We start from the raw sequence: 16273 nt of genomic DNA on the forward strand, positions 1-16273 counted from the left end.
ATCCTGAATCGGTCCGAGGCGTTATCGTTATGCAGTTGTGTTCGTCAACGGGCTTACCAAATAGTCACGCGCTCTTCTGGAGCAAGCCACATGTCGTCACCCTGTTTGGTGCCATACGCCTCGTGGAACGCATCCAGGTTCTTGACCACCTGGTTAGAGCGGAACTCATTTGGCGAGTGGGGATCCGTTGAGACGCGGGTAACCGCAGCCTCAGGGCGGATCAGCTGGCGCCATACGGAGGCCCAGGATTCAAAGAATTGCCGATCGATGGCTTTGCGATCTGCTGGGTCGTTGGGATCCAGGTCCTGAGCCGTGACTGCTTCTGGGTTTTGGTCCAGGTACAGGTAGAGCGCTTTATGGCTGATGCCCAAACCGCCGAGGTCACCGATGTTTTCACCAAGCGTCAGTTCGCCGTTGACGTTGTGGTCCGGAGCTTCTGCAGGCGCCAACACCTTGTACTGGTCGATCAGCGATTCGGTGCGTTCAGTAAACGCCCCGCGGTCTTCATCAGTCCACCAGTTATTCAGTGCGCCATCGCCGTCATACTGTGAACCTTGATCATCAAAGCCGTGCCCAATTTCGTGGCCGATGACCGCACCGATGCCACCAAAGTTTTGGGCGGGTGTGGCTTCGGGTGAGAAGAATGGCGGCTGCAGAATAGCTGCCGGGAAGACGATCGCATTTTCTAACGGGGAGTAATACGCGTTGACCGTCTGTGGGCTCATGTGCCACTCTTCTGGATCCGGGCCGTCTTCGATTTTCGACAGGTTGTCCTCGAAATCGTGCGCAGAAATGCGGTCGAGGGTAGCGACCAGGTCGGTGGCGTCGACTTCGATATCCGAGTAGTCGTGCCATTTGACCGGATACCCAACCATCGGGTTGAACTTCGACAGTTTCTCCAGGGCGCGCTTGCGTGTTTCTTCACCCATCCACGGCAGTTGCGCGATGGAGCCCGCATAGGCCTGTTGGAGCGCATCAACGAGCCGGTCCATATCCTGGCGGTGCGATTCCGTGTAGTGCTTGGCCACATACAGACGGCCGACGTCTTCGCCGAGGGTCGAGTTGACCAGGCTGACCGCACGTTTCCAACGGGGGCGGAGTTCTTCGGTACCGGATAGTACCTTGCTGAACTCAAAGTTGGCCTGCACGAAGGCATCCGATAGGTACGGTGCGTGCGACGATATCAGGTGCAGCTTCAGCCAGATGCGCCAGGATTTGGTGGGTTCTGACGCCAAGAGCTCTTCCAGTCCGGTGAGGAAGTCTGGCTGCCAGACGACGATTTCGGCCGAACGGTTTTCGTGTTTCTGGCCCGGCGCCATCTTCATCCCGGTCAACCAGTGGATACCGGAGGGGAATTCTTCAAGCAGCGCGTCTCGGGTGTAGAGGTTATAGCGTTTGACCGCGTCTCGCACCGACACAATGTCCCAGTGCTGCTGCGCAAGCTTGGTTTCCAGATCGATGACCCGTTTGGCCATCTTGCGTGCGCGTTTTTCCGTTGGGGCGAGCTCGGACAGCAGAAACAGCTGTTCGATATAGGTGCGGTAGGCCTCGACGATATCGGCGAACTTTTCGTCGCGGTAATACGATTCGTCGGGTAGACCCAGGCCGCTTTGAATCATGTGCAGCAATACGCGATCGGGGTTTCCGGCGTCTGGCATGGCACCGGTGCCGATCGGACCGCCGACAATGCCTTTACGTTGGAGCTTGCCCGTCATTTCCATGAATTCCGCGGCACTGTCGATGGCGGATATCTTATCCAGGGTCTCCCACAGCGGGGTAACGCCCTGGGATTCGATGGTCTTTTCATCCATCATGGCCGTGTACAGTGCGCCAATGCGTGCGGCGGCGCCGTCGTCACTATGTTCTGCGGTGATGGGCTTTTTCAGCTGTTTCTTCGACAGCCCGCTGGCTGCGTCTTGCAGGATGTTGTGGACGGCGATTTCGGACTGATCATGCAGTTCCATAAACGCGCCATAGGTGCCGCGATCCGCGGGGATGGTGTTGTTGTCCATCCATTCACCATTAACGTGTCGGTACAGGTCCTGGGTCGGTTGAGGTATGGCTGTCACGCGTCTCCTTGAGAAATGGTGCCGGTATCCAATTGGTAGCCTACGGCGCTAGCAACATGTTGTCGATGAGCCGAACCGGGGGCACCCGGGCGGCCACGAGGGCGAGTGCTTCGTGCGCCAGTGGTCGGGCAAGAAGCTCTTCTGAAAGCGGTGCGAGGGTGGCCGGGTCAACGATCTCCAAATAGTCTAGTTCGACGTGTTCGTGGGATCGAATGATGTCTCGTGCGGCGTCGATATCGACGCGTTCACCGTTGGTTACCTGATCGGCCAAATAGTGCAGCGCCTGGGATAGGCCCAGTGCTTTTTCCATGCCGTGATCATCGAGTCGAACGTTGCGCGATGACAACGCCAGGCCCGAGGGGGCTCGGACCAGATCGACCGGGCGGATGTCGACATCAATGTTGAGGTCTTGTGCCAGGCGGGTGACGATGGCCAGCTGTTGGGCGTCTTTTTGTCCAAAGTAGCTGCGCAGCGTGGCCGGTGCGGGGGGCATGAGAATATTCCACAGTTTGGCAACCACGGTACAGACACCGTCGAAGTGGCCGGGGCGTGAGGCGCCTTCGAAGACGCGGCCCATTTGCCCTGCTGACACCCGGATCTGCGGGGCGTCTGGGTATCCGGGATACATGTGCTGGGTGTCGGGAGCAAAGACGATGTCTCCCCCATACCTGGTGACCAGTTCCATGTCCGCATCGAGGTCACGCGGATAGTGCTCGTAGTCCTCATCGCGATCAAATTGCAGCGGGTTGACGAACACGGATGCGACGACGAGATCATTTTCGGCACGCGCCTGTTCAAATAGTGCGCCGTGACCGTCGTGTAGGGCACCCATAGTTGGCACAAGGCCGACCGTTGGCGCCGAGTTGCCTGCGGCAACGAGTTCGGCGACCTTGTCAGCGATCTGGGTTTTGGCAGCGGTGGCTGTGGTGGCCAGTTGAGCTTGTTGGAGTGTCACGACCCATAGTCTAATCCGAAGCTGAGCTGAAGGGTGCAGGCGAACTTAGCCTTCAAGCATCTGGAGGAGTTCTTCGAGTTTGCTCGCATTGATGATTCCTGCCCCGTGAGCCCGCCGCGCGGTGGCGACGGCCATGGACCGGTAGGTTTCATAGAGGTCAGGATCATCGAGTTCCTGCAGGGTTGCAATATGTGTGGCTACCGTTCCCACATCACCTCGCGAGACCGGTCCGGTGAGTGCCTGGTCGCCGTTATTCAGAGCGTTTTCGAGGCTGGCGGTCATCAGGTTGCCCAATAATTTCGGTGCCTGGGCGATCCCTGCGGACTCCAACATCGCTTGGGCCTGAGCGGTCAGCGTGACCAGGTGGTTTGAGGCGTGAGCCATCGCGGCGTGATAGGTTGGACGCGCGTTTTCGGGGATGGTCACCGGGATACCACCCATCTCGACCACCAGTGCCTCGGCGATCGGCACGACGACTGCGTCAGCGGTGATCCCAAACGCTGTATTTTGGAGTCGGTCGGCGTCCAGGCTCAGCCCGGAGAAGGTCATGGCCGGGTGGATGGCCACCGGGATGGCGCCGTGCTCGCGCACCGACTGCAGCACCGAGGTACCGTAGCGTCCCGAGGTGTGGACCAGCAGGTGGCCGGTTTGGATGTGGCCGGCTGCGGCGAGTCCGGCGACCAGTGGTTCCAGGACGTCGTCAGGTACCGCAAAAATCACGGCTTCGGAACGGCGCAGAATATCTGGGATCTCGATGATTGGCACATCGGGCAGTAGGGTTTCTGCTCGGTTGATCGAGGCGTCGGATACCGCGTGGACGGCGGTAATTGTGTGGCCTGCGCGCTGCAGGGCCATGCCGAGGACGGCGCCGACGCGGCCTGCCCCGATAATGCCGATACCGAGCCGGTTGGGTTGGCCGATTGCTCCGGTGGTCAGGGGTTCGTCAACGCTCATGAGTACCTTCCTTAGAGTCCGGCGAGTCGGGCATATCCGCGGGCAGAGAGGTCATCGCGCAGGCGGGTTGCTTCGATGGTGGGGAGTCCCAAGATCTCAGCTTTGGAACCTGCGGTTGTAATGGACACATCCGCGAGATCATATTTTCGTTGCAGCGGCCCTTGAGTAACGACAACGAACTGCAGACGTCCGTACGGCACAGCTTGATACTTGCGAAAAATCGCGCCCGAACGGATGAGGATATCATCGGCTTGCTCTGCCCAGCCGTGGATTCGTACTTGTCGCGGGATGATGAACATCTTGACGACGTGGTGGATGAGTATCCAGGCTGCCGGGATGTAGAGCAATAGTTGCCACCAGCCGGGTTCGGAGAGATACCCGGTCAGCACTGCTGCGCCACCGAAGATCACAATGTTGATCACCAGGCTGATGGCGTTATGAATCTGGCGGTAGGTCGTCAGTTGGCGGCGAACCGGGCGGAATTGCAGATGGTGTGGGAAGTCTTTCACGCGCGGTCACCTCCTTGGGCTTTTGCCTTGATGGCCGTTTTTTCGAAATTCTCGAGTTCCTCATCGGCCATCCACTTGTTCTTATCCTTGATGCGACGCGCGTGGGCTGCGATTTCAGCTTCATGGAAGAACAGCTGGATCAGAGCTTCAGGCTCATGGTTGCTAATATTCACCCGAACCGGCCCGGGCGGTGTGCTGAATCTGGCCGATACTGTTCCACTGAACTTATCGGACAGGGATTGGTGCACGGTGGACTGTTGGATACGCTCGTGCGGGATCATCGCTAAGATGCGGCGCAGTTTAGCGTATCGAATCAACAACAGTGTTGGGGTTGTCATATACCCGTGGCGGCGGCCGGCGACCGGTTGCCAGAACCGCGCTCGGGACGGCACGTGGGTGAAGCCATCGTCGTCGGAGGTATATTTCAGGGCATTGTAGATGAGCTCATCGGCCCGCTCGACCCCAGCATCTGGGGCAAGCACCGACAACATGATCAGAACGTCGTTGAATTTGCCGACCGGTAGCACGGTGGTTGAGGAGTCGGTGAGCCCGTAGCCGGCCACGCTGACTTGGATCCGGTACCACCCAAAGAACCGATATGCGATGGGTTGATAAATCTGAATGGCTTGGATGCGACCGGGTGGGATGGTGTGCGACGACGTCGATAAGAGGCCCGAGAGAACACGCACCCCGGAATCCGAGGTTCTGGCCGTGAAATTATAGTTCGAGTTAACCTGTGCAAATGCGGTGACGATGGTAATGAACCCGACGATGAGTAGGAACCCGATGCCGCCACCGATAAGGAACGGGAGCGTTTCATTCGACCCGTCCCGCGCGCTGAGCCACAACACGAAACCACCCACGATCAACGCCCAGAGAGCACTGGCAATACCGGCGCCCAGACCTGTTACTACGCCTGCTCCCACGACCCGAGACAATGGGATGGTCAGTAACTCTCGCGGTGGGTTCTTGGCTCGCCGTGACTGGGTGATCTGCTGTGGGATCACGCCCGGCGGTGGGCTGACCGCTTCGGTGAGCCCACGAGGATTGTGCTGCACATAGGCGCTGAGATACTCAGCGTATGGGTATGCGGGTGCAGCCGGGTGCGTAACGGGATTCGCAGCGGGTGCCCCCGGCGAGTGCCCCGCCGATGGTCCCGTCTCAGAAGTGGTGCTTTCGGCCATGGGGTCGAGTTGCGGATCATCTTGAGCGCCAGAGGCCAGATAGAGGATCTCACGGCGCAACTGTTCGGCATCCGTTGCTTTGAGATATTCAAGCGCGAGCGTGGCCTCTGATCCGTCAGCCGCGTGCAGCGACAGTTTCGATAGGCCGAACAGCCGCGCAAAGAGTGGCCGGTCGATGTCGACGGCTTGTAGTCGGTCTAAACGCATGTACCGGCGACGACGGAAAACGACGCCCGCGTGTAATTCGACCGCGTCAGCGGTGATGCGGAACTGATAAAACCGCCAGGCGATCGTATACAGGCCTGCCGCGACGAGGAGTGCGATGAAGACGATGCCGAGAAATATGAGGATGGCCTGGCCGATCGACAGCTCAAAGCTCTCGACGATATTCCGCAGGGTTTGCAGCGAAAGGTTTGTCAGGACGTAGCCGAAGATCAGCAACACCGACCACGATCGGACAAAGGGCGAGATCGGGTGGACGCGGCTCCATGGAATCTCGGGGCTGTGCTGTTGTTGCACTGGTTGGCTCATGCTTCCGCCAATTCTGCCAACCGAGCGAAACCCCGTTGTGTCAATTCATCGCGCAGTCGTTCCGCCTCAACCATGGGCAACCCCTCAAAGGTCGAGGCGGTCCCGCCACCGGCCGTTGTGATAGAAATCTGTGTGACCCCGAAGGCTCGTTGCAGCGGTCCCTGGTGGATGTCCACGTATTGGATGCGCCCGTACGGGACGGCCACCTGGTTCCGGAATAAAATGCCGCGACGTAGCACTAGATCGTCACGGTTCTCCAGGTATCCCATGGCTCGAACCTGTCGCGGAATGATACAGGCGACCACGATCCCCCACACCAGCACGCCGGCTGGCAGAAGGTAGAGCAAATATGCGGCGCTGTTGGTGAAAAACAGTGGTGCGACGAACTGAACAATCAGCAGGGGTATCAGCAAGAAAAGGAAGAAGATGCCGAAGCCGATCGCGTTATTGATCTGGCGCAGTGGAATCAGGCGAGGCGAAACTCTCCGATACGGAAGGTTTTCGTGGTCCATGCCTGCAGTCTCATCTCTTGGGTTGCCGTGGTGGCGACCAGCTATCTGTGTCTGCTTGTCGCGCGGTGGGTTGCACTCCGGAAGCGCCGGGCGGGTTCTGGTGGTTACCACCGTTGCCGTCAGTGTCCTCCGGTGGGATCCGGCACCATTGTTCCACAACAAAACCAACGATCACCAGAACCAACGCCGTGATCACCTGAACAGAGGCTTCGGTCACGACGTCGGAACCAAAGCCGACCTGGGGCACACGATGCACCAACATGCCGGCGTGCCAGCCACCGATCGCAGCCCCCGCGTAGGTGCCTGCTTGGGCGAGGACTAAGGTGCGGGCCGCGGCGACGGGATTCAGCCGATCTGCGACGGGGCGTTGCCTGTCTTTCAGTACCCGAATACCCAAGATGAGTTCCAGTACGATGACGGCGGCCAGCGTGATGACGGCGGTGATACCCAGTGCCGGGGCCGGCCAACCGGATTCTGCGGCGACAAATGCGCCCAGCCATCCGAGGATCGCGGTGCTGAGCACTACGACGACGATCCAGCTGATGCGAAGCGAACTCATCGGTTATCCTCCACGCGGTGCACGGTGGTGGCGTCGTCGGCTCGTGCAGCTAATTCGGCAACGGGCTGGCCGCTGAGTGTGGCGGAGGGTTCCGCCCACGACCACGGGATAAGCACGAAGGCCCGCTCGTGTGCGCGTGGATGCGGCAGGGTGAGCACCGGATGCTTCGAGGTCACCTGGTCATAATCGATCAGATCGACGTCGAGGGTGCGCGGCCCCCAGCGGACGCCTCGCACCCGGGCGGCTACCTGTTCGAGTTCATGGGCGAACTCCAGCAACGCATATGGACTTAACGTTGTTTCGATGATGAGCACCTGGTTGAGAAAATCTGGTTGCTCCGGTCCACCGACGGGTGCCGTTTTGGCCCGTGGCGACACAGCAGTGACGTCGATGTTTGATGCCTGCCAGAACGCGTCGACGGCGTCGTCAAGAATGCTGGCCGAATCGCCCAGGTTTGAACCCAGCGCCACCACGGCGCGCACAGGTTCAGCAGGCTGTGCCACCAATTGCGGATCGAGGTCGTGCATGGTTACCGTCCTGCAGCAGTACGGTTTCGAGCAACCCTAACGGCAACATTGGCAAAGTCTGCCGGGATGGGGGCCTGGGGTTTATTAACGGTGACTCGCACCGATACGATCCGCGAAAAGTCTGCCAGAATCGTATCGGCCATGGTGATGGCGAGGGTTTCAATCAGATTGACCGGTGGCCCCGTGATGATACTCTCCACTACGGCAGCAACTTCTGCATAGTTCACGGTTGCTGCGACGTCGTCGGTGGCAGCCGCCTGGTCTATGTCCAGGTCGAGGTCTACATCCACGAGGAAGGTCTGGCCGGTGGCTCGTTCGTGTTCGAGTACCCCGTGGTAACCGCGGGCGCGTAGCCCCATCAGGCTGATGGTCCCCATGGCGTTGCTTATTCTGCGGCCTGGCGTGCAGCCACGGTTTTCACAGCGTCCAGGTTGGACACCACGGAATGCACGCGTACGCACCATGCGCCTTCTTGTGCCACGAGTGCAGTAATTGCAGCTGTCGCGTGATCACGCTGGCGTGGTTCCATTGCTTCGGTATTGTGTTCGGCGAGCAGGGTGCCGAGGAACCGTTTGCGGGAGGCACCAATCAGTACTGGGTAACCGAGTTTTTCAAATTCGGTCAGGTGCTTGAGCAGCTGCCAGTTGTGCTCTGCGGTCTTGGAGAACCCAAGTCCCGGATCTACGATGAGTTGTTCTTTTTTGACGCCAGCGGCAAGGAATGTGTCAATGACCTGCTGGGTTTCGGCCACAACTTCGGAGACCAGGTTGTCGTATTCTGCCAAACCATCCATGGTTTTCGAGTTGCCGCGATTGTGCATCACAATATAGCGCGCACCGGTTTCGGCGATCAGTTGTGGCATATCGGCTTCGTGGTTGACGCCTGAGACGTCGTTGATCATGACTTCGCCGTATTCGAGGGCTGCGCGAGCGGTCTCGGTGTGGCGGGTATCTACCGAGACATAGACCCCGGCTTTGACGAGGGCTTCGACAACCGGCAGGATGCGTGCTTGTTCGTCGGCGACACTGACTTCTTCGGTTCCTGGTGCGGTGGATTCGCCGCCGATGTCGATAATGTCGGCGCCCGCATAGTGCATGCGAAGTCCGTGATCGATGGCTTTGCCGGCGTCAAAGTTTTCGCCGCCGTCCGAGAACGAATTATCAGTCACGTTCAGGACGCCCATGACCAGAGTGCGATCGGTTGGCAGATCCTCAAAGGTTTTTCGCGTAGCTTTTCGCACTACCGAAAGCGGGCCCGTTGCCGGACCGGTTCCTGGGACAGCTCCAATAGACATGGAAAATCCTTCCTGTTTGGTTATCTCGTACCGGCTTTAGTGTACCCCGGCGTTAAGAATCAGACTCATGGCCTCATTACGCGTGGACGGTTCCCGCAACTGCCCGCGGACCGCAGACGTGACGGTTTTCGCGTGCGGTTTCTGCACGCCGCGCATCGACATACACATGTGTTCGGCAGACAGCACCACGATGGCACCGGCCGGATTCAAGTGTTCCATGATGGCTTCGACAATCTGGGTGTTCAGGCGTTCCTGAACCTGTGGACGGCGTGCGTAGAGTTCGACGAGCCTGGCAAGTTTCGACAGTCCGGTGACTTTGCCCTCTGCCGAGGGGATGTACCCGATGTGTGCTTTGCCATGGAATGGGACCAGGTGGTGCTCACACATCGAATAGAACTCGATGTCTTTGACTAAGACCAGTTCCTCGTGCGAAATATCGAAGGTGGTGCCAAGAATGTCGGCTGGATCTTGGTGGAGCCCGGCAAAAAATTCACCATATGCTCGGGCAACCCGGGCAGGGGTATCCACCAGACCATCACGGTCTGGGTCCTCCCCCACAGCCAACAGAATCTCACGAACCGCCGCTTCGATTCTGGGTTGGTCCATCATTTAGTTCTCCTGGTCGTCACCGGGCGAGCCGCTGGGGGCTTCGTCGGTGGTAGCTGATGAATTCTCCGGGTGCTTATCCGTGGCGGTACCTTCAGGCATGCCGACCGGGGGCAGATCTGAGACCGGACGGTCCTCGTGGAAGAGCCACGTGTTACGCGGAGTGTACTTGTGCACGTTGGCAAAAATATCTGCCAATTCGTGGCGATTCAAGGTTTCCTGTTCCAGCAGTTTCGATGCCAGGTCATCCAGGATGTGCCGGTTAGTGTTCAACACCCAGTAGGCTTCGGCGTGGGCATCGTCGAGTAGTTTGCGGACTTCTTCATCAACGACGAAGGCCAGTTCATCAGAGTAGTCGCGTCCTGAGCCCATATCGCGGCCCAGGAATGGCTCGTCGTTTCCGGAGCCCAGTTTGACGGTACCGACACGTGATGACATGCCGTATTCGGTAATCATCTTGCGCGCGGTATCGGTCGCTTTGGTGATGTCATTAGACGCACCCGTTGATGGGTCGTGGAAGACAATCTCCTCGGCGACACGGCCGCCCAGCGCATAGGCTAACTGGTCGAGCAGTTCGTTGCGGGTTACCGAGTATTTGTCTTCGTCCGGGACAACCATCGTGTAGCCTAGGGCCCGACCGCGCGGCAGAATCGTGACCTTTGAAACCGGTGCCGAGTGGTTCAACCCGGCGGCCACCAGAGCGTGCCCACCTTCGTGGTAGGCGGTGACTTTTCGTTCGTGGTCGTTCATCAAACGAGTCTTCTTCTGCGGGCCGGCCATCACACGATCAACCGCCTCGTCGACGGCACGATTGTCGATCAGGTGCGCATTCGAACGCGCCGTCAAGAGTGCTGCTTCATTGAGCACGTTGGCCAGATCTGCACCCGAGAAACCGGGGGTGCGCTGGGCTAGGCCGTACAGATCGATGTTCTCAACTAGCGGTTTGCCCTGTGCGTGGACCTTCAGAATTTGCAGGCGTCCTTCAAGCGATGGAGCCTCAACCGGTACCTGACGGTCGAAACGGCCGGGACGCAGCAGCGCCGGGTCCAGAACATCGGGACGGTTGGTGGCCGCGATCAGAATGACGTTCGAGTTTTCGTCGAAGCCATCCATCTCAACCAGCAGCTGGTTCAGGGTCTGTTCGCGTTCGTCATTTCCGCCACCGACACCGGCGCCACGGTGACGACCTACAGCGTCGATCTCATCGACGAAAATGATTGCCGGGGCGTTCTTCTTGGCCTCGTTGAACAGGTCGCGAACACGAGATGCGCCGACACCAACGAACATTTCCACGAAGTCAGAACCTGAAATCGTGTAGAACGGCACACTTGCTTCACCGGCCAGTGCGCGTGCAATCAGCGTTTTACCCGTGCCCGGAGGGCCATATAACAGCACACCGGTTGGGATTTTGGCGCCAACGGCCTTGAACTTCTCGGGTTCGGTGAGGAATTCTTTAATCTCATACAGTTCTTCAACGGCCTCATCAGAACCAGCCACATCTTTGAAGGTGACCTGCGGGGTGTCTTTCGACATGAGTTTGGCCTGCGACTTACCAAACTTCATCATTTGGCTGCCGCCACCCTGCATGCGGGACAGCAAGAACCAGAACAGCAGGGCAATGAGAATGAACGGAATCAAAAAGCCAAGCATGGACAGCAGCCAGTTCGACTGCACCGGCTCGTCCGTGTAGTCATCCACGTTCGAATCCGCGATGTGCGTCGTGACGGCCTCAGCGCGATCCGTTGAGTAGAAGAAGTGTACCTGGGTACCCAGGTTGCGGTCTTCGTGGTGGAAATCTTCGCGCAGTGTTAGGTCGACTCGATGATCATTGTCGTCCAGCAGCGCTTGGCTCGCTTTGTCGTCCTCCAACAGTTCGATACCCACCGAGGTATCCACACGGTTTGTCGAGGAACCCGACAGCACCGGTACGACGATGAGTAACGCTAAAACTGCGAGGACGATCCAAATGACCGGTCCCTTAAAGATGTTCTTGGCTTTCACCCTTCTAAGCTACCTGGTTCAGCAGCCCAAAAAGACTACGTCTCATTTCCTTTCGCAATCGGTGGAAGCACAAAAAGGAAACGGTGATACGTCCTACTGGTAGACGTGCGGAGCCAGTGTTCCCAAAATATCCAGGTTGCGATATTTCTGGTTGAAGTCCAGGCCGTAGCCAACCACAAACTCATTGGGGATGTCACGGCCGATGTATTTCACATCAATGTCTACGGCCAGAGCTTCTGGTTTACGCAACAACGTGACAATCTCTACGGAAGCCGGACCGCGCGATTCCAAGTTGGTTTTCAGCCAGGACAGTGTCAGCCCGGAGTCGACGATGTCTTCAACGATCAACACGTGGCGATCCATGAGATCTTCTTCGAGGTCTTTCAAAATCCGCACTACACCGGAGGATTTTGTGCCGGAACCGTAGGAGGAAACCGCCATAAAGTCGATGGTGACCTGTGACTTCATTGCTCGTGAGAGATCCGCCATGATCATGAGCGCACCCTTGAGCACTCCGACGAGCAGCACATCCTTGCCCTCGTAGTCGCGGTCAATTTTGACAGCCAGGTCCTGGACGATGCCATCAATTTCTTCGCGGTCGAGTAGCACCGACTCTAAATCGCCTGAAACGTCTTCGGCCTTCATTGTCACTCCTCGTAGTGTCAGGTTAGTCGCTCGTGTTTGAGCGAATAACTAATAGTTTTGCATATTCGTGGGTCACTTTTTCTCGATACACACTCACATGTCCTTCTAACTGCACCGGTCCAGGCGATGAGGCCCGTCCAATCGGTGGAGAGACCAGTCTCTGAACGGCCGCCAAGCGTTCTGCAGAAGGTTGTGGTGCGCCGAAATGTTGTGCGGCCAGTGCCACAACTCTGCGCAGAATGGCAGGTTTTAAACCTTGCATTTGCGCAAGTGGGAAGTGAATTCGGGTCGTTTCGGCGACTGCGAGCGCACCGTAGGCCTCAGCGGCCAGGTCTTCCAGTACGTCCAGATCGTCAGCAGCCAGTGCTGCTGTTGTGACCAACCCCGCAAAAACTCCGTGCCCCAGACCCGTGGTCGGATCAGTGAGGGCAGGCAGGAGTTGCTGGCGGACTCGAATCCGTGCCAGGGACAAGTCGTCATTCATCGGATCCTGAAAATACTGCAGACCGGCCCAAGCGCAGATCGTTTCAGTATCGTCTCGTGTCAGCTCCAATAAGGGGCGGCCGATCCGCACTGGTTTGTAGTCGGCCAAGACATGCTCACGCGTTTCTCTGATCCCGGCCAGTGAACGTAATCCGGAGCCTCGTGCCAGCCCGAGCAGTACTTGTTCGGCCTGATCATTAGCGGTATGGGCGGTCACCACTCCTGCCGCGTTCGTGGTTGCTGCCAGACGCACGAACGCACCGTAGCGGGCTTGCCGCGCTGCGGCTTCCAGGCCATCGCCCTGCTGGATCACCTGCACGTTATCTCGCAGCACCGGGGCTAATCCCAAGTGTGTACAAATTCGTGCGGTCCGCTGTGCCACATCTGCAGTGACCTGTTGGAGCTGATGGTCTAAGATCACGGCCCCAAACCGGAGTCCGGTCACCCGTTGTGTCTCTGCGGCCAGCACGGCTAGGGCCAGCGAATCTGCGCCGCCGGATACTCCCACAAGTATGGGCGCCCCACCGGCTTGGACACCCCAGCGTTGGGCCAGGACTTTGAGTGTGGCGACGCCGGCATGCACGGCAGTCGGCCATGCAGCCGACGGCGGCCATGCTTCGGGGCCGCCGGGCAGTTGCATCTGGGAGTATGCCGGTTCCATGTGTTGGTTATCAGTGCTCGTTAGCCCAGCACGCGGGCGGTCCAGGCATCGGCGTCATGCAGCTCGTCGGCAGTTGGTAAGTGTTCTGGTTGCTGCCACACCACGTTGAACTGGTCCATGCCAACGCGATCGACCACCGCCGAGACGAAGGACTGTCCTTGCTTATACTGTTTTGCTTTGGCATCGAGGCCAAAGATTTTGCGCAAGATTTGTCCAAACCATTTGATTTTCGACGAACGGGCGTCGAAGCGTTCGCGAATGACTTTGACGGTGGGCACCATGCTGGGGTCCACGGCATCCATGATGACGTTGGCGTGGCCCTCCAGCAGAGACATGACCCCGGTAATCTGGGCTTCTAAAGCACCGGTACGCTCTTTTTTCTCGTCGGCGCTGAGTTCACTTTCGGCAACCGGCAATAAATTGGTGGTCAGGTACTCGGTAGCGATACTCAGAATATGGTCGGCCAGCCACGGTGCTTGAGCAAATTGGGCCACGTGGGTCAGTTCGTGCAGGCTCACCCAGAATTGGAAGTCTTCGGCATCCAGGTTGAGCTCGTCACGGATCATCATCACGTTCGGGGCCACCAGCATCAACCGTGGGTTCCCACCGCGCGCTTGTGCCGCATAGGGTTCAAATTGTCCCAGGACTTTGGTCGACAGGAAGGCCAGCACAGAGCCGACCTGTGCTCCCGAAAATGCTGCCGTTGCACCGGATCCCATGGTTTTTACCAGCTCTGGGTTCTGCTGTTCGAGTTGCTGAAACGCAGGGTTGAGCATGACCTGCAATGATTCAGCGTTACCACTGATCCAGCCGGGACGGTCGACCACCAGAATATCGACGTCGTTGGCGATCGTCGTGGCGTCCCAGTGTTGCACTGCCGGGAGCTTACTGAGCTCAGCGACGTGTTCGGCGGCGGTAAACGCGGCGGCACGGAGCCCTTCGGCTTCGACGATGGCATCGGTGGCCGGAACTCGAGGTCCCGGGGGCACGAGGCTTCGCCCGGTCGAAGCGGCTACGTTCTGATTAAAAATCTGCATAGGTCTATCCCATCACGTTGAAACGTTTTTACCAATGACGTCGTGCGTTACTCACCGCTGCATCCACAGTCGGTGATCACCTGGGTGAGGCGATCTTGTTCGGCACGAGCTCCCGCGTAGTCCTCCTCGGCCCCGGCGGTGTTGATCGCAAACCAGAGCGCTCGACCGTCGACGGTGACGGTCATACCGGCGTTGGAACTGGCCACTTCCAATGTGCCAGTCTTCGACCGGACGAGACCCGAATATGGTGCTTCGGCCAGCCGGTTTCGCATGGTCCCGTCATAGCCGGCGATCGTCAACGAGTGCACAACCGGCCGCAGATGTTCTTCGCTCATCACGACGTCATACAACTGAGTCATAGATTCCAGCGTGGCACGACTATTAGGGGAAAGCCCACTGTTATCAAGAAAATTGAGGTGTTCGGTGGAAATTCCCAGTTGTTGGACGGCGTCCATTGTGGTTTGGGTGGAGCCTTGAAAGTCCGGACTGTTGCCCGCAGCCAGGGCGGCTTCGCGACCAAAGATCTCAAACAGCATGTTATTGGACTGCTTCATGGCGTATTCGAGTTGCTGACCCAGGCGTGCCGAGTGCACTTGAGCAATCGGCTCTACCTGCGTCGGTTGGCTTCGTTGCCCGGCGTAGCGAAATTCCACCTGTCGTCCGTCGGCTTGAGCAAGTTCGGTCAGCCGCTGCGCGTAGGCGCCACCCGTACTGACCGCCCCGTCTTCGACCGCGGTCCTGTCATAGAACGGGTTCGACACGAAGCCACCATAAGTGTTCATCGGGTAGACCGGCGAGACCCAGCCCGAGGTCATGAGGCCTTCAGTCCATGAGGGATGCACCGTCGGTTGCGCGTACCGAGATACATCCGCCCACACATCAATCGTGGTCTGGCCTTCGGGTAGTTCCTCGGCAATGACATCCCAGGTTTCTTGCGCCAGATCACCAAGACCGGCGCGTCCCATCGTGCGCCCGGTACTTTCCCCGGTGGACAACATGCCGTCTCCCCCGCCGATCAGCACCACGCCGGTCGCAGGATCATAGCCCGCAGAGGTAACAAACCGGTGATCGGTGCCCAGATGCTCCAGCGCACTGACACCGGTGAAGAGCTTCAGGGTCGAGGCCGGCACAATCGCGTCCTCACCGCCTGCGTTATAGAGCAGCTTTCCGGTGGCCACATCGGTGACTCGTACACGGTGGGTGTACTCTAGGTCCGCGATTTCGTCGTTTAGTGCATCACCAAGCTCATCAGCGTTGGGCTGTGGTGCGGTGACATCCACCAAGGCATCCATATCGTCGATAGTGGCATCGTCAACATCTGCTTCGGGCGGGAGGCTAACCGGCGGGGCTGCATAGATTTGTGGGTCGGAGGGTGTCACACCTCCGGCGGCTTGGTTTTCGGGGGCCACCAGATCTCGCATGTTGGTGTACCAGTCGTTGGCCTGGATTTTCATGACGTCGACGCTGGGTGCCGGGTAGGTCACGGCTACTGCGGTGCCACCAACGATGCCGATGAATAGTCCGAGCAACCATGCGTTGGGGCGGCGAGCCTGCCGGTTGCGGTCTGCCCGCCGGCCGGTGGATTTCGCTGCCATTATGCTGTCACCTGTCGAACTGTTTTCGCCTTATCCCGTTAAAATCGTTGCACGTTGTACGCTTATTTGGGCGAATCGCCTGTGCACGTAATAACCTTAGACCAAGCATACGCTTGCGCCTGATCAATTCGGTGCGACAAGACATACCCCG

16 protein-coding genes are annotated in these 16273 nt (G+C 58.4%); all 16 read right to left on the bottom strand.

Translation table 11 applies throughout. The features are described 5' to 3' along the window. Positions 1-53 precede the first annotated feature (53 nt). Positions 54-2069: a M13 family metallopeptidase gene (locus G583_RS0104415; RefSeq protein ID WP_022869983.1), complete on the bottom strand. Its 2016-nt coding sequence runs from the start codon at positions 2067-2069 to the stop codon at positions 54-56. 40 nt (positions 2070-2109) lie between these two features. Next, positions 2110-3024, bottom strand: coding sequence for a pantoate--beta-alanine ligase (gene panC, locus G583_RS0104420; protein WP_022869984.1), 915 nt, complete (start codon positions 3022-3024; stop codon positions 2110-2112). 45 nt (positions 3025-3069) lie between these two features. Continuing rightward, the gene (locus G583_RS0104425) at positions 3070-3978 is read right to left on the bottom strand and encodes a Rossmann-like and DUF2520 domain-containing protein (RefSeq protein ID WP_022869985.1); all 909 of its coding nucleotides are present in this window, start codon (positions 3976-3978) and stop codon (positions 3070-3072) included. Positions 3979-3989: 11 nt separating this feature from the next. Continuing rightward, entirely contained in the window at positions 3990-4487 is a 498-nt protein-coding gene (locus tag G583_RS0104430; RefSeq protein WP_022869986.1) for a PH domain-containing protein, read from the bottom strand. After that, on the bottom strand, positions 4484-6202 hold the full coding sequence (locus tag G583_RS0104435) for a PH domain-containing protein (RefSeq protein ID WP_084677238.1): 1719 nt from the start codon (positions 6200-6202) through the stop codon (positions 4484-4486). Before G583_RS0104435 ends, G583_RS0104430 begins: the two co-directional genes overlap by 4 nt. Next, a complete protein-coding gene (locus G583_RS0104440) occupies positions 6199-6714 on the bottom strand; it encodes a PH domain-containing protein (RefSeq protein ID WP_022869988.1) in 516 nt (171 codons plus the stop codon). The genes G583_RS0104435 and G583_RS0104440 overlap by 4 nt, the downstream gene beginning before the upstream one ends. Positions 6715-6724: 10 nt before the next feature. Next, the gene (locus tag G583_RS14310; RefSeq protein WP_022869989.1) at positions 6725-7273 is read right to left on the bottom strand and encodes a DUF3180 domain-containing protein; all 549 of its coding nucleotides are present in this window, start codon (positions 7271-7273) and stop codon (positions 6725-6727) included. After that, entirely contained in the window at positions 7270-7800 is a 531-nt protein-coding gene (gene folK, locus G583_RS14315; protein WP_022869990.1) for a 2-amino-4-hydroxy-6-hydroxymethyldihydropteridine diphosphokinase, read from the bottom strand. The genes G583_RS14310 and folK overlap by 4 nt, the downstream gene beginning before the upstream one ends. A gap of 2 nt (positions 7801-7802) precedes the next feature. Then, positions 7803-8177 carry a dihydroneopterin aldolase gene (gene folB / locus G583_RS0104455; protein ID WP_022869991.1) on the bottom strand — a complete coding sequence of 125 codons (375 nt, stop codon included), beginning with the start codon at positions 8175-8177 and terminating at the stop codon, positions 7803-7805. Between the two features lie 8 nt (positions 8178-8185). Then, a complete protein-coding gene (gene folP / locus G583_RS0104460) occupies positions 8186-9094 on the bottom strand; it encodes a dihydropteroate synthase (RefSeq protein WP_022869992.1) in 909 nt (302 codons plus the stop codon). Between the two features lie 36 nt (positions 9095-9130). Further along, a complete protein-coding gene (gene folE / locus G583_RS16895; RefSeq protein ID WP_022869993.1) occupies positions 9131-9703 on the bottom strand; it encodes a GTP cyclohydrolase I FolE in 573 nt (190 codons plus the stop codon). Beyond that, entirely contained in the window at positions 9704-11701 is a 1998-nt protein-coding gene (gene ftsH / locus G583_RS14320) for an ATP-dependent zinc metalloprotease FtsH (RefSeq protein WP_022869994.1), read from the bottom strand. A 93-nt stretch (positions 11702-11794) separates the two neighbouring features. Further along, positions 11795-12346 carry a hypoxanthine phosphoribosyltransferase gene (hpt, locus tag G583_RS0104475; protein ID WP_022869995.1) on the bottom strand — a complete coding sequence of 184 codons (552 nt, stop codon included), beginning with the start codon at positions 12344-12346 and terminating at the stop codon, positions 11795-11797. Positions 12347-12368: 22 nt separating this feature from the next. Further along, a complete protein-coding gene (tilS, locus tag G583_RS14325; RefSeq protein ID WP_022869996.1) occupies positions 12369-13490 on the bottom strand; it encodes a tRNA lysidine(34) synthetase TilS in 1122 nt (373 codons plus the stop codon). A 20-nt stretch (positions 13491-13510) separates the two neighbouring features. Continuing rightward, positions 13511-14527, bottom strand: a complete 1017-nt coding sequence (locus G583_RS14330; RefSeq protein ID WP_022869997.1) for a zinc-dependent metalloprotease — start codon at positions 14525-14527, stop codon at positions 13511-13513. A 47-nt stretch (positions 14528-14574) separates the two neighbouring features. Next, complete coding sequence (locus tag G583_RS0104490) at positions 14575-16122, bottom strand: D-alanyl-D-alanine carboxypeptidase/D-alanyl-D-alanine-endopeptidase (RefSeq protein WP_022869998.1); 1548 nt, start codon at positions 16120-16122, stop codon at positions 14575-14577. Positions 16123-16273: the final 151 nt, after the last annotated feature.

Origin of the sequence: Yaniella halotolerans DSM 15476, assembly GCF_000420805.1 — a bacterium.
Lineage (GTDB): Bacteria > Actinomycetota > Actinomycetes > Actinomycetales > Micrococcaceae > Yaniella > Yaniella halotolerans.

What these genes read in the sequence shown, in the direction of transcription:
- G583_RS0104490 (WP_022869998.1), bottom strand. Translation starts at nt 16,122, where the DNA reads ATGGCAGCGAAATCCACCGGCCGGCGGGCAGACCGCAACCGGCAGGCT.
- G583_RS0104425 (WP_022869985.1), bottom strand. Translation starts at nt 3,978, where the DNA reads ATGAGCGTTGACGAACCCCTGACCACCGGAGCAATCGGCCAACCCAAC.
- G583_RS0104435 (WP_084677238.1), bottom strand. Translation starts at nt 6,202, where the DNA reads ATGAGCCAACCAGTGCAACAACAGCACAGCCCCGAGATTCCATGGAGC.
- folB (WP_022869991.1), bottom strand. Translation starts at nt 8,177, where the DNA reads ATGGGGACCATCAGCCTGATGGGGCTACGCGCCCGCGGTTACCACGGG.
- folP (WP_022869992.1), bottom strand. Translation starts at nt 9,094, where the DNA reads ATGTCTATTGGAGCTGTCCCAGGAACCGGTCCGGCAACGGGCCCGCTT.
- G583_RS14310 (WP_022869989.1), bottom strand. Translation starts at nt 7,273, where the DNA reads ATGAGTTCGCTTCGCATCAGCTGGATCGTCGTCGTAGTGCTCAGCACC.
- tilS (WP_022869996.1), bottom strand. Translation starts at nt 13,490, where the DNA reads ATGGAACCGGCATACTCCCAGATGCAACTGCCCGGCGGCCCCGAAGCA.
- G583_RS0104440 (WP_022869988.1), bottom strand. Translation starts at nt 6,714, where the DNA reads ATGGACCACGAAAACCTTCCGTATCGGAGAGTTTCGCCTCGCCTGATT.
- folK (WP_022869990.1), bottom strand. Translation starts at nt 7,800, where the DNA reads ATGCACGACCTCGATCCGCAATTGGTGGCACAGCCTGCTGAACCTGTG.
- G583_RS14330 (WP_022869997.1), bottom strand. Translation starts at nt 14,527, where the DNA reads ATGCAGATTTTTAATCAGAACGTAGCCGCTTCGACCGGGCGAAGCCTC.
- folE (WP_022869993.1), bottom strand. Translation starts at nt 9,703, where the DNA reads ATGATGGACCAACCCAGAATCGAAGCGGCGGTTCGTGAGATTCTGTTG.
- hpt (WP_022869995.1), bottom strand. Translation starts at nt 12,346, where the DNA reads ATGAAGGCCGAAGACGTTTCAGGCGATTTAGAGTCGGTGCTACTCGAC.